The 12,929-nt window shown below is 45.3% G+C and carries 12 protein-coding genes; 11 read left to right on the forward strand and 1 reads right to left on the reverse strand.

The features are described from left to right. Nucleotides 1–142 precede the first annotated feature (142 nt). The 10 genes from pflB to R8O10_RS11960 all read left to right on the forward strand — a co-directional run bounded on the left by pflB (nucleotide 143) and on the right by R8O10_RS11960 (nucleotide 10,915). A complete protein-coding gene (gene pflB / locus R8O10_RS11915) occupies nucleotides 143–2,440 on the forward strand; it encodes a formate C-acetyltransferase (protein ID WP_065274718.1) in 2,298 nt (765 codons plus the stop codon). 305 nt (nucleotides 2,441–2,745) lie between these two features. After that, nucleotides 2,746–3,324 (forward strand): electron transport complex subunit RsxA, encoded by a 579-nt coding sequence (rsxA, locus tag R8O10_RS11920; RefSeq protein WP_005380762.1) that lies wholly within the window; start codon nucleotides 2,746–2,748, stop codon nucleotides 3,322–3,324. Nucleotides 3,325–3,327: 3 nt separating this feature from the next. Next, nucleotides 3,328–3,924, forward strand: a complete 597-nt coding sequence (rsxB, locus tag R8O10_RS11925) for an electron transport complex subunit RsxB (protein ID WP_005380760.1) — start codon at nucleotides 3,328–3,330, stop codon at nucleotides 3,922–3,924. A gap of 8 nt (nucleotides 3,925–3,932) precedes the next feature. Beyond that, a complete protein-coding gene (gene rsxC / locus R8O10_RS11930) occupies nucleotides 3,933–6,797 on the forward strand; it encodes an electron transport complex subunit RsxC (RefSeq protein WP_318191433.1) in 2,865 nt (954 codons plus the stop codon). Continuing rightward, on the forward strand, nucleotides 6,797–7,843 hold the full coding sequence (gene rsxD, locus R8O10_RS11935; protein WP_033907336.1) for an electron transport complex subunit RsxD: 1,047 nt from the start codon (nucleotides 6,797–6,799) through the stop codon (nucleotides 7,841–7,843). The genes rsxC and rsxD overlap by 1 nt, the downstream gene beginning before the upstream one ends. Nucleotides 7,844–7,850: 7 nt before the next feature. Continuing rightward, the gene (rsxG, locus tag R8O10_RS11940; RefSeq protein ID WP_205461160.1) at nucleotides 7,851–8,483 is read left to right on the forward strand and encodes an electron transport complex subunit RsxG; all 633 of its coding nucleotides are present in this window, start codon (nucleotides 7,851–7,853) and stop codon (nucleotides 8,481–8,483) included. Continuing rightward, on the forward strand, nucleotides 8,483–9,175 hold the full coding sequence (locus tag R8O10_RS11945; RefSeq protein ID WP_005380745.1) for an electron transport complex subunit E: 693 nt from the start codon (nucleotides 8,483–8,485) through the stop codon (nucleotides 9,173–9,175). Before rsxG ends, R8O10_RS11945 begins: the two co-directional genes overlap by 1 nt. Nucleotides 9,176–9,239: 64 nt before the next feature. Further along, entirely contained in the window at nucleotides 9,240–9,881 is a 642-nt protein-coding gene (gene nth / locus R8O10_RS11950; protein ID WP_005380743.1) for an endonuclease III, read from the forward strand. Between the two features lie 32 nt (nucleotides 9,882–9,913). Beyond that, entirely contained in the window at nucleotides 9,914–10,330 is a 417-nt protein-coding gene (gene gloA / locus R8O10_RS11955) for a lactoylglutathione lyase (RefSeq protein WP_017635317.1), read from the forward strand. A 150-nt stretch (nucleotides 10,331–10,480) separates the two neighbouring features. Next, nucleotides 10,481–10,915 carry a DUF2753 domain-containing protein gene (locus R8O10_RS11960; RefSeq protein ID WP_005384886.1) on the forward strand — a complete coding sequence of 145 codons (435 nt, stop codon included), beginning with the start codon at nucleotides 10,481–10,483 and terminating at the stop codon, nucleotides 10,913–10,915. A gap of 120 nt (nucleotides 10,916–11,035) precedes the next feature. Here the strand turns inward: R8O10_RS11960 and motY are convergent, their stop codons facing one another. Next, a complete protein-coding gene (motY, locus tag R8O10_RS11965) occupies nucleotides 11,036–11,917 on the reverse strand; it encodes a flagellar protein MotY (RefSeq protein ID WP_005384887.1) in 882 nt (293 codons plus the stop codon). Nucleotides 11,918–12,258: 341 nt separating this feature from the next. Here motY and rnt point away from each other — a divergent pair, with 341 nt between their 5' ends. Next, a complete protein-coding gene (gene rnt, locus R8O10_RS11970; RefSeq protein WP_005384888.1) occupies nucleotides 12,259–12,903 on the forward strand; it encodes a ribonuclease T in 645 nt (214 codons plus the stop codon). Nucleotides 12,904–12,929 lie beyond the last annotated feature (26 nt).

Here is a 12,929-nt window from a genome sequence, read left to right on the forward strand (position 1 = left end):
ATTAATGCAATTTAATCATTGAAAAAATGAAAAGCATTCATTTTACTCATACCAAACAAATCCATACGATTAAAAGGGTTAAGAATGGTTCCGTCCTACTCGTCGCCTCCATTCTAATTATCAATAACTTAGGGATTTACTTATGACTATTCCGACAACTGACATGCTAGATGCATGGGCTGGATTTACTGCTGGTGAATGGCAAAACTCTGTCAACACTCGTGACTTCATCCAAAAAAACTATACACCCTATGAGGGAGACGAGTCTTTCTTAGCCGAGGTTAGCAAATCCACTTCAGCATTATGGAACCAAGTGCTTGAAGGCATAAAACAAGAAAGCCGCACACACGCCCCTATTGATTTTGACACAGACTTGCCCTCAACAATCACTTCCCACGATGCAGGCTACATCAACAAAGATCTGGAAAAGATCGTTGGCTTACAAACTGATCAACCGCTAAAACGTGCAATCATCGCCAATGGCGGGATTCGCATGGTAAAAAACTCGTGCGAAGTTTATGGCCGCGAATTGGATCCAACGGTTGAAAAAATCTTCACTGAATACCGTAAAACTCACAACAAAGCGTGTTTCGACCTTTACACCAAAGAAATTCTAGCCTGTCGTAAATCCGGCATCATCACGGGCCTTCCTGATGCTTATGGCCGTGGTCGTATCATTGGTGACTATCGCCGTCTCGCCCTATACGGTATCGACTTCTTAAAAGCAGACAAAAAAGAACAATACAATTCAACACAAACGTTCTTAGAACAAGGCAACGATCTTGAGAAAACACTTCGTCTTCGCGAAGAAATAGCCGATCAAGTTCAAGCACTTGAAGACATTCGTCAAATGGGTCTGAAATACGGCATTGATATGTCGCTACCTGCAAAAACAGCACAAGAAGCGATCCAATTTACCTACTTTGGCTACCTAGCGGCGGTTAAATCGCAAAACGGCGCAGCAATGTCACTGGGCCGTACTTCGACTTTCCTAGACGTCTATCTAGAGCGCGATATCGCAAACGATTTGATTGATGAATCACAAGCGCAAGAAATGATTGACCACTTCATCATGAAGCTACGCATGGTTCGCTTCCTACGCACACCAGAATACGATTCATTGTTTTCTGGCGACCCAATCTGGGCAACCGAAGCCATGGCAGGTATGGGTGTTGATGGCCGTACACTAGTATCTAAAACGACATTCCGATACTTACATACGCTACATACTATGGGCCCTGCTCCTGAACCAAATATGACGATTCTTTGGTCAGAGCAATTGCCTGAAGCGTTCAAACAATATGCTGCAAAAGTGTCGATTGATACCTCTTCGGTTCAATACGAAAACGACGATCTAATGCGTCCTGATTTCGACAATGACGACTACGCGATTGCCTGTTGTGTGAGCCCGCAGGTTGTTGGTCAGCACATGCAATTCTTTGGTGCACGTGCCAACCTTGCAAAAGCACTGCTTTACACCATCAATGGTGGTATCGATGAAAAATCGAAAGCGCAAGTGGGTCCGGTAGTGGACAAAGTTCAAGATGAAATTCTCGACTTTGACGCTTTGATGCCTCGTTTCGACAATATGTTGGAGTGGCTAGCAACGCAATACGTCACAGCGTTGAACATCATCCATTATTCGCATGACCGTTACAGCTACGAAGCATCACTGATGGCATTGATGGATCGCGACGTGCACCGCACGATGGCGTGTGGTATTGCAGGTCTGTCTGTTGTTGCAGACTCTTTAGCAGCAATTAAATACGCAACCGTGAAACCCGTTCGTGATGAAGATGGCATCGCCGTTGATTTTAAAATCGAAGGTGATTATCCAAAATTTGGTAACAACGATGCCCGTGTTGATGACATCGCTTGTGATCTAGTTGAGCGCTTCATGAAGAAAATTCAGAAGATGCACACCTACCGCGAAGCAGTGCCAACTCAATCGATTTTAACAATCACATCTAACGTGGTTTACGGTAAAAAAACGGGTAATACACCAGATGGCCGTCGCGCAGGTATGCCTTTTGGACCGGGTGCAAACCCAATGCACGGTCGTGATGAAAAAGGGGCGGTTGCGTCTCTGGCATCGGTTTCTAAATTACCGTTCGCTTACGCTAAAGATGGTATTTCTTACACTTTCTCAATTGTGCCTAACGCATTGGGTAAAGATGACTTGAGTCAGAAGAAGAACCTAGCTGCGCTAATGGATGGTTACTTCCATCACGAAGCAAGCAACGAGGGCATTGCGATTGAAGGTGGTCAACACCTTAACGTCAACGTTCTAGACCGAGAGATGTTATTGGATGCGGTTGAACATCCAGAGAAATACCCTCAGTTGACGATTCGAGTGTCTGGTTATGCGGTACGTTTTAACTCTCTAACGACAGAGCAACAGCAAGACGTCATCACTCGTACCTTCACGAGTAAGATATAAACACAGTCCATCAAGCACTCAGAAAGTTTAAATAATTAGCTTGTAAATATACATTGCCCGCCTCTCTTTTCTACCTGGGAGAGGCGGGCTTTTTTTAAAATCACACATTAGATGAAAATTAATAGGTAGTATCCTCTCGCTAACAATACATTCAGCAAACGATTCAATTTCTTATTGATTCATCAAAATAGATCAAATAGACGACTATTTTTCCATCGTGTATGTAAAACCACATCGTTCACTGGTTGTTATTGGTGTCACAAAACACGATAATATCAAGATCGGATTTTAAGAACGTAATAACTATGACCGAATATGTTTTGTTGTTGGTCGGCACTGTGCTGGTGAACAACTTTGTACTGGTGAAGTTTTTGGGCCTATGTCCTTTCATGGGTGTGTCCAAAAAACTGGAAACAGCAATAGGTATGGGCTTAGCGACAACTTTTGTGCTAACGCTCGCGTCAGTGTGTGCGTATTTAGTGGAAAGCTACATCCTTCGTCCACTAGGTATTGAGTACCTTCGAACCATGAGTTTTATTTTGGTGATAGCCGTTGTGGTGCAGTTCACCGAAATGGTTGTGCACAAAACCAGCCCGACGCTTTATCGCTTGCTTGGCATTTTCTTACCGCTGATCACAACAAACTGCGCAGTATTGGGCGTGGCACTTCTTAACATTAATGAAAACCATAACTTTATTGAATCGATCATCTACGGCTTCGGCGCCGCTGTTGGTTTCTCATTGGTGTTGATACTTTTTGCATCCATGCGAGAGCGCATAGCCGCCGCCGACGTTCCTGTACCTTTTAAAGGTGCATCAATAGCAATGATTACAGCAGGTTTAATGTCACTCGCCTTTATGGGCTTTACAGGTTTGGTGAAGTAAGCGATGAGTACGATTTTAATTGCGATTATCGCGTTAGCGGTTCTGGCTGCGATTTTCGGCGCGATACTTGGTTTTGCTTCTATTCGCTTTAAAGTTGAAGCGGACCCTATTGTGGATCAAATCGACGCCATTTTACCGCAAACTCAATGCGGTCAATGTGGCTACCCTGGTTGCCGTCCTTATGCTGAAGCAATTGCAAATGGCGACCACATCAACAAATGTCCCCCTGGAGGCCAGGCAACAATCGAAAAGCTCGCCGACTTAATGGGTGTTGAGCCAGAAGAATCTGCGCACGATCTCGACAGCAAAATTCCAACCGTTGCGTTTATTCATGAAGACATGTGTATTGGCTGCACTAAGTGTATTCAGGCGTGTCCGGTGGATGCAATTGTAGGCGGAACAAAGGCGGTCCATACCGTAATCAAAGACGAATGTACGGGCTGTGACTTGTGTGTTGCCCCATGTCCGACTGATTGTATTGAAATGATTCCTGTGGCAACGACCACAGAAAGCTGGAAGTGGCAACTTCACTCCATTCCAGTACTTAACATTACGGATGCTGCCGACAATGCAGCGAACGTGAAAGATTCAATTAAGTAAGGTTTCACATGTTGTCTTTGATTGAACAAATTCGTACAGGCGCGCTTTGGGATTTCCCAGGTGGTGTGCATCCGGCAGAAAATAAAAAGCAGTCCAACAAAACTGAACTCGCTCATGCGGCTATCCCGTCAGAAATTGTATTGCCGCTAAAACAGCACATTGGTAAAGCGGGTAACCTACTGGTTGCCGAAGGTGACTACGTATTAAAAGGTCAGCCATTAACGCAATCGGAGACCGGCTTTACGGTTCCAGTGCATGCTCCAACATCAGGTACGCTCACCGCGATTGAGCCACGAACTGTCGCGCACCCTTCTGGGTTAAGTGAGTTGTGCGCAGTCATCACGCCTGATGGGAAAGATGCATGGTGTGAAAGAAACCCCGTCGCAGATTACCAACAAGAAACCCCTGACGCACTGATTGATATTATTCGTCTCGCTGGTATTTCTGGTATGGGTGGCGCAGGCTTCCCTACTGCAAAAAAAATCCAATCAGGTTTTGCTCGTACCGAGATTCTTATCGTTAATGCAGCAGAGTGCGAGCCATACATCACGTCTGATGACAAGCTCATGCAAGAACATGCCGAAGAGCTTATTCAAGGTATCGAAATTATCGAACATATCCTGACACCAAAGCTCACGATTATTGGCATTGAAGACAACAAGCCAGAAGCAATCAAAGCGCTAGAAGCTGCGGCTATAAACAAAGATATCGTTATTCGCGTTATCCCGACTAAATACCCTTCTGGCGGTGAAAAACAGCTGATCAAAATTTTAACCAATAAAGAAGTACCAAGTGGCGCGATTCCAGCCGATATTGGTATTTTGGTTCAGAATGTTGGTTCTCTTTACGCTATAAAACGCGCAGTCATCGACGGTGAACCGATGATAAAGCGCATCGTGACTCTCACTGGTAAAACCTTCAAACAACCACGCAACGTTTGGGCATTGTTAGGGACACCAGTACAAGCACTGTTGGATGAGTTTGGCTATAAAGCAGATAAGAAGTTACAGCGTTTAATTATGGGTGGGCCAATGATGGGCTTTACCCTTCCTCACTCCCAAGTGCCGATTACCAAGACAGCAAACTGTATCCTTGCTCCGACTCGTCGTGAGATCTCTCCGCACCAGTATGAGATGGAATGTATTCGCTGTAGCCAATGTGCAGAAGCGTGCCCTGCTTCGCTGCTGCCTCAACAACTGCAATGGCATGCAAAAGCTGAAGAGTATGACAAACTCGAAGAATTAAACTTAAAGGATTGTATCGAGTGCGGCGCTTGTGCGTTTGTATGTCCAAGTGAAATTCCGCTCGTACAGTACTACCGCCAAGCGAAAGCAGAAATTAGAACTAGAACACAAGAAGCGGAAGCTGCAGAGCGAGCAAAAGTGCGTTTTGAAGAGAAAAAAGCGCGTATGGAACGCGAAAAAGCAGAACGTGAAAATCGCTTCAAGAAAGCTGCCGATCAGCGCCGTAAAGAGATGAAGTCTTCTGGCGGCGATGATGCGATAGCAGCAGCAATCGCACGAGTGAAAGCTCAAAAGACAGAAACCACAGAAAAAACAGAGCCAGCAGTAAAACCAGCCGTAGCGGCAGCCATTGCCAAAGCGAAGGCGAAACAAGCGGCAGCAGCTAAAGCAGGCTATAGTGAACCTGATAACTCAGAAATGGCAAAACTGCGCGAAGAGCGCAAACGTCTTGCTCGCGAACGGAAAGCGCAAAAAGAACAAGGCGAAACGCCAGACAATAACGCTGATGATAAAAAGTCGGCAGTTGCGGCCGCCATCGCCCGAGCTAAAGCGAAAAAAGCACAACAAGAAGATTCAACTGAATCTGTAGAATCGGAAACGTCTGCACTGCAAGACAGCGATCCGAAGAAAGCCGCGGTTGCTGCTGCCATTGCACGTGCCAAAGCACGTAAAGCGAAGCAAGCAGACTCAACTGAAGCGGAAGAAGCTGACGCACCTGATGAGCAAACCGACGATCCGAAAAAAGCCGCAGTTGCCGCTGCAATTGCTCGAGCCAAAGCGCGCAAAGCTAAGCAAGCAGACTCAACCGAAGCGGAAGAAGCTGACGCACCTGCCGAGCAAACCGAAGATCCGAAAAAAGCCGCCGTGGCTGCTGCGATTGCACGTGCCAAAGCACGTAAAGCGAAGCAAGCAGACTCAACTGAAGCGGAAGAAGCTGAAGCACCTACTGAGCAAACCGACGATCCGAAAAAAGCCGCCGTGGCTGCTGCGATTGCACGTGCCAAAGCGCGAAAAGCGAAGCAAGCAGACTCAACTGAAGCGGAAGAAGCTGACGCACCTGCCGAGCAAACCGACGATCCGAAAAAAGCCGCAGTTGCCGCTGCAATTGCTCGAGCCAAAGCGCGCAAAGCGAAGCAAGCAGACTCAGCTGAAGCGGAAGAAGCTGAAGCACCTGCCGAGCAAACCGACGATCCGAAAAAAGCCGCCGTGGCAGCTGCCATTGCACGTGCCAAAGCACGTAAAGCGAAGCAAGAAACGCAAACTGAGCCTGTTGAAGACGCAACTTCTGAAGAACCAGAAGTGGATCCGAAGAAAGCCGCGGTTGCCGCAGCAATTGCGCGCGCGAAGGCTCGTAAAGCGAAACAAGCAGACTCAACTGAAGCGGAAGCAGCTGAAGCACCTGCCGAGCAAACCGAAGATCCGAAAAAAGCCGCCGTGGCAGCTGCCATCGCTCGAGCCAAAGCGCGCAAAGCGAAGCAAGAAACGCAAACAGAGCCTGTTGAAGAAGCAACCTCCGAAGAACCAGAAGTGGATCCGAAGAAAGCCGCGGTTGCCGCAGCAATTGCGCGCGCGAAGGCACGCAAAGCGCAACAAGAAGCTAATAAAAATAATACTGAGGAGAACGAGTAGTGTCGTTTTTTATTGCCAGTTCACCGCATACCCACAGTCGTCGTAATACGCCAGACTTAATGAAATGGGTGGCACTTTGCGCACTTCCAGGTTTAGTAGCTCAAACCTACTTCTTTGGCTGGGGTACGCTGATTCAGCTGATTTTTGCCATTGCAGTCGCTGTATCCCTTGAAGCCTTAGTCATGATCTGTCGTAAACGCTCACCAATGAGAGCGCTACGTGATAACAGTGCAATAGTTACCGCTTGGTTGTTAGCCGTTGCTATACCACCATGGTCTCCGTGGTGGATTATGGTGATCGGGCTTATTTTTGCGATAGTAATCGCTAAACACCTCTATGGTGGCCTTGGACAAAACTTATTCAACCCTGCAATGGTCGCTTATGTGGTCTTGTTGATCTCTTTCCCAGTACAAATGACGAGTTGGAGTGCACCGACATCACTCATACCTGATCATGTAAATTTTGCAGATACACTCTCTTTAATTTTTACGGGCTATGATTACGACGGCTTATCACTTCAGCAAGTTCGCTCAGGTGTTGACGGTGTGACAATGGCGACACCACTTGATGCATTTAAGACTGGCATTCTTACAGGTGCCACTCCAAGCGAAGTAATGTCGCAGCCGATATTTGATGGCTTAGGTGGTATTGGTTGGCAATGGGTAAACCTTGCTTACCTTCTTGGCGGCATAGTCATGATCAAAAAGCGTATCATCCAATGGTATATTCCAGCAGGTTTCCTTGCGAGTCTGACTCTGTTTAGCCTAGTGTTCACGTTGCTGACGCCAGGGGAAACTGCGTCGCCAATTTTACACTTGTTATCTGGTGCAACCATGCTTGGCGCATTCTTTATTGCAACCGATCCCGTTTCGGCGTCTACCACCGTCAAAGGACGTTTAATCTTCGGTGCGCTTATTGGTGCTTTGGTTTTTATCATTCGCAGTTGGGGCGGTTTCCCAGATGGTGTTGCATTTGCAGTGTTGCTTGCAAATATGTGTGTGCCACTGATCGATTACTACACCAAACCTAGAACTTACGGTCACTGAGGTAAACATGTTAACCGCTATTAGAAAAAATGGTCTGACACTCGCGATATTTGCATGTGCAACAACCGGATTAGTCGCCCTTACTCAGTACCTAACAAAAGACCAAATCAAGGTACAAGAGCAAAAACAATTACTTTCTGTTTTGAATCAAGTCATTCCAGAAAACATGCATGACAACGCACTCACGCAAGCTTGTACAATGGTCACGTCTCCAGATCTGGGGACATTACGTGCGATGCCAGCCTACCTCGCCACGAAGAATGGTGAACCAATAGCAATCGCAATAGAATCTATCGCGCCAGATGGCTACAATGGTGAGATAAAAGTGATTACTGGGATTGATAATCAGGGCAATATTTTGGGGACACGCGTCCTAAACCACCAAGAAACCCCTGGTCTGGGCGATAAAATCGATCTTCGTGTCACCGACTGGATCCTGAGCTTTACAGGAAAACAAGTCACGGAAAACAATTGGAATTCGTGGAAAGTTCGTAAAGATGGCGGCGATTTCGATCAATTTACTGGTGCAACGATCACGCCAAGAGCCGTCGTAAAAGTGGTGCGAAATACCGTTAACTACGTAAACCAATCTCGTGAAGACATTCTTAACCAGCCGTTAGGCTGTGAAGGAGAGCAGTAATGAATGAGAATAAATTACTGATGAAAAACGGTATGTGGAGTAACAACCCCGCTCTCGTACAACTGCTGGGCTTATGTCCACTGCTAGCGGTTTCTTCCACGATAACCAATGCATTAGGTCTTGGTATTGCAACCTTACTCGTGCTAGTTGGATCCAACGTAACAGTTTCTCTTATTCGTAACTATGTGCCAAAAGAGATCCGTATACCTGTATTCGTTATGATCATTGCCTCACTCGTTACCTGCGTTCAGTTGTTAATGAATGCCTATGCGTACGGTTTGTACCTGTCTCTAGGTATCTTTATTCCTCTGATTGTAACGAACTGCATTATTATTGGCCGAGCAGAAGCTTACGCGTCAAAAAATGATGTTGCACCCGCTGCGCTAGATGGTTTGTGGATGGGCCTTGGTATGACGAGCGTCTTGGTTGTTTTAGGTGCCATGCGCGAATTGATTGGTAATGGCACACTATTCGACGGAGCAGACCTTCTCCTAGGAGACTGGGCTTCAGCTCTACGGATTCAAGTTTTCCAATTTGACAATAGCTTCCTGTTAGCGCTTCTCCCACCTGGTGCATTTATCGGTGTTGGGCTGTTGATAGCGCTCAAAAATGTCATAGATAATTCAATTCAGGCACGTCAACCAAAAGAAGAAAAACCAACCATAGAACGTGCTCGCGTCACTAACGCATAACAAGATAAGGCTCTGTCATAGGAGCCTTTTTCATAAACCGCAGAGACGGTATTGGAAGTCAGCAATGAACAAAATAAAAAGAATCGAAATTCTTGAGCGATTACGAGAAAACAATCCGAATCCTCAAACTGAGCTTAACTGGAGCTCCCCTTTTGAGCTGCTAATCGCTGTATTACTATCAGCTCAAGCAACCGATGTAAGCGTCAATAAAGCCACCGACAAGCTTTTCCCTGTAGCGAATACACCTCAAAGCATTCTTGATTTGGGAGTCGATGGCTTAAAAGAATACATAAAGACCATCGGTTTGTTTAACTCAAAGGCAGAAAACACAATCAAGACTTGTAAGATCTTGTTGGAAAAACACAATGGTGAAGTTCCTGAAGATCGTGCCGCGTTAGAAGCGCTACCAGGCGTAGGTCGCAAGACCGCAAACGTCGTGCTCAACACCGCTTTTGGTTGGCCAACTATTGCCGTCGATACGCACATTTATCGCGTGTCGAATCGCACTAAATTTGCGATGGGAAAAACGGTTGATGATGTCGAGCAGAAGCTATTAAAAGTTGTGCCAAAAGAGTTCAAACTCGATGTGCACCACTGGCTCATTCTTCATGGTCGTTATACGTGCGTAGCAAGAAAGCCTCGCTGCGGTAGCTGTATTATCGAAGATTTGTGCGAATATAAAGAGAAAGTATACCCAGATAGCTAATGCTATTTGTAAATCAAAGCTAGGAGCAAAAAATGTCAAACGGTCGAATTCTCCACACTATGCTTCGCGTAGGTGATCTAGACAAATCCATCAAGTTTTACACTGAAGTTATGGGCATGCAGCTGCTTCGTACTAACGAAAATAAAGAGTACGAATACACGCTAGCGTTTCTTGGTTATGGTGACGAATCCCAAGGTGCAGTGATCGAACTGACTTACAACTGGGGTAAAACTGAGTATGACCTAGGTACTGCTTTTGGTCATATCGCCATTGGTGTTGATGATATCTACACAACTTGCGACGCTATCAAAGCGGCGGGCGGTAATGTGACGCGTGAGCCAGGTCCAGTAAAAGGCGGAAGCACGCACATTGCATTCGTAAAAGACCCAGATGGTTATATGATTGAGCTTATTCAAAACAAGCAAGCTTCATCAGGTCTTGAAGGCTAAGCGGCACTTCTAATAATCACTTGTACTGCAAGTTGAACTCCGATTACAGGCAGGTCTGCGATCTGCCTGTCCTTTTATAAACAAAACCCTTTACTTGATAATAGTTATCGTTTAGATTTATCCGCAACTTCGATATGCGGGATTACGATAATGATCAGTGAATGGGAAAAACACACACTTCTAGCCGATACGGCACTTCAACTAGATGACCCTGTTCGCAGCATTCTTCATTACCAGCAAGCCCTAAGCCTGAGTGAAGATATCAGCGAATGTGTGGAAATTGAGGCGGACGAGCGATTATTAATTTCTGTGATTTCTTGTCATAACTTAGCTCAGTTCTGGCGTTGGGCTGGAGATACTGACTATGAACTCAAATACCTTCAACTGGCCTCTGAGAAGGTCTTAACACTTATCCCACAATGCCCAAATAAAGAGTGTGCAAGCTTTATCGACTCGATAGGATGCTGTACTAAGGCGTTGATAGACTTTATGAAGCGTCACCCTAATCCGGCTATTGCCAAACAGGTTGAAAAAATCGATACCGCCACCAATTGCGAAGTCATTGCCAAATTCCGCTTAAACTAACATTCAAATTATACAGCAGGAATCACCGAAACGTGCTTGGCAAAATACCACTAAAATATTATTAACAACGTCAGTAAATCAAAAATGCCGAAGCTTTCAGCTTCGGCGTTTTTATATGCATCACACTTGGGTTCGCCCTAGAGATATCACGACTCGGCGGTTTTTGTCTTTTCCTATTGGCGAACCGTTATCTGCAATAGGACGACGCTTGCCGTACCCTTGCACTTGAATTCGATCTTCCGGTAGCCCTAGAGACTGAAAATAGTCACGAAGTGACTCTGCACGTCGCTCTGATAAACTTTGACTCGCACTTTTACCATCGGTTGAATCTGTGTACGTCGCCACCAGCACGAGATCGATATCTTGATTATGTCGGATATAATCTGCAATTTGTGATAAACGCTTTTTAGAAGCCTTGGTTAACTGATCACCTTGTCTTTCGTAGTGCAAAATCGTAAAAGCAATGTCCTCGAAACTGTATTTCAATAAGTTGGAAATACAGTCGCTAAACGCGTTGTACTTGTTTTGAAACAGTACTGATGACAATGCGACTTCAATTCTCTGATCTCGGCTCTGCCAATCTTGGTAACTAAAAGTCGGATAACGGCCTTTTTCCAGCTCAGACAAAATGCCCCATGCTGTTTGCCCTCCGACATAACCATCAAACTGTTTAAAAAACTTTAAGTTTGTAATTCGATCGGCGTGTTCACCTGGTCGCCAAGGTGGCGGCATAGAAATGAGACTGACGTTACGTGTTTCTCCCATCGGGCGACGCATTTTTAACTCAAAGTCTAAATTGATTTTTTTATTTGCACGAGATGAAAATACCGCATCTCCAAAGCTTGGAATGGGGTGTACAAGCTGACATTCTAATGGTGTATTGACCACCATTTCCCATTGAGATTGCTGTGGAGTTGCAGCATAACGTTTGCCCATCAAAGCGAAGCTGCTTGTGCTAAACAACGAAAATACAACACCACTGGTAATCAGCCATTTCTTCATCTAATACTGTCTCTTAAACGGCAGTCTGTTGCCGTCAATTTGCATCAATAAAATTACTTCAACCGGCATGCAAAAATCTCGCCAATATAGGGTTATCTGTCACACTGCCATTAATGTGAGCCACCGTGTTCCAATCACCTTAACCGCCACTTAGCGTTTTACTTCCTCATGTTTTATCGGTTTACATGATGCAAAGTATGGCGAATAAACGTCTACATAATATGCAATACAAACTTATTGATTGGATGCAAAATAGAATTCCGGTTTTCTCTTAAATTGCGGTTTTTCTCATCGGTATAATCTGCAATAATGCAGCCTTCGTCACACAAAAATAAGCCAACATGACACTAGAAAATGAAGCTCTAACCTTGAAAAAACGCTTTCGTGGTTATTTCCCTGTGGTAGTAGACGTTGAGACCGCTGGTTTCAATGCTCAAACTGATGCACTTTTAGAAATCTGTGCCGTTACGTTGAAAATGGACGAACATGGCGTGTTGCATCCGGCCTCCACCATTCATTTTCATGTGGAGCCATTTGAAGGCGCTAACTTAGAAAAAGAAGCGCTTGAATTCAATGGTATTCGTGACCCTTTCAGCCCTCTTCGTGGTGCTGTTTCTGAGCAAGAGGCGCTAAAGGAAATTTATAAGCTTATTCGCAAAGAACAAAAAGCCGCAGATTGCTCACGTGCAATTATGGTTGCTCATAACGCAGCATTCGACTTGGGTTTTGTAAATGCAGCAAATGAACGCTGTAAACTAAAAAGAGTCCCTTTTCATCCCTTTGCTACTTTTGATACGGCTACATTAAGTGGCCTTGCTTATGGCCAAACAGTTCTCGCTAAAGCATGCAAAACAGCCGGGATGGAATTTGATAACCGTGAAGCACACTCTGCGCTTTACGATACACAAAAAACAGCAGAATTATTCTGCGGTATTGTCAACAAATGGAAGGCCCTCGGCGGTTGGCCGCTTGTCGACGAAGAATAATAAGTAAACACAACATATTAGGAAAA

The sequence above is a fragment of the Vibrio sp. 1727 genome (assembly GCF_033344415.1).
GTDB classification, from domain to species: domain Bacteria; phylum Pseudomonadota; class Gammaproteobacteria; order Enterobacterales; family Vibrionaceae; genus Vibrio; species Vibrio alginolyticus.

What these genes read in the sequence shown, in the direction of transcription:
- rsxG (WP_205461160.1), top strand. Translation starts at nt 7,851, where the DNA reads ATGTTAACCGCTATTAGAAAAAATGGTCTGACACTCGCGATATTTGCA.
- rsxB (WP_005380760.1), top strand. Translation starts at nt 3,328, where the DNA reads ATGAGTACGATTTTAATTGCGATTATCGCGTTAGCGGTTCTGGCTGCG.
- R8O10_RS11945 (WP_005380745.1), top strand. Translation starts at nt 8,483, where the DNA reads ATGAATGAGAATAAATTACTGATGAAAAACGGTATGTGGAGTAACAAC.
- R8O10_RS11960 (WP_005384886.1), top strand. Translation starts at nt 10,481, where the DNA reads ATGATCAGTGAATGGGAAAAACACACACTTCTAGCCGATACGGCACTT.
- rsxC (WP_318191433.1), top strand. Translation starts at nt 3,933, where the DNA reads ATGTTGTCTTTGATTGAACAAATTCGTACAGGCGCGCTTTGGGATTTC.
- rnt (WP_005384888.1), top strand. Translation starts at nt 12,259, where the DNA reads ATGACACTAGAAAATGAAGCTCTAACCTTGAAAAAACGCTTTCGTGGT.
- motY (WP_005384887.1), bottom strand. Translation starts at nt 11,917, where the DNA reads ATGAAGAAATGGCTGATTACCAGTGGTGTTGTATTTTCGTTGTTTAGC.
- rsxA (WP_005380762.1), top strand. Translation starts at nt 2,746, where the DNA reads ATGACCGAATATGTTTTGTTGTTGGTCGGCACTGTGCTGGTGAACAAC.
- pflB (WP_065274718.1), top strand. Translation starts at nt 143, where the DNA reads ATGACTATTCCGACAACTGACATGCTAGATGCATGGGCTGGATTTACT.
- nth (WP_005380743.1), top strand. Translation starts at nt 9,240, where the DNA reads ATGAACAAAATAAAAAGAATCGAAATTCTTGAGCGATTACGAGAAAAC.
- gloA (WP_017635317.1), top strand. Translation starts at nt 9,914, where the DNA reads ATGTCAAACGGTCGAATTCTCCACACTATGCTTCGCGTAGGTGATCTA.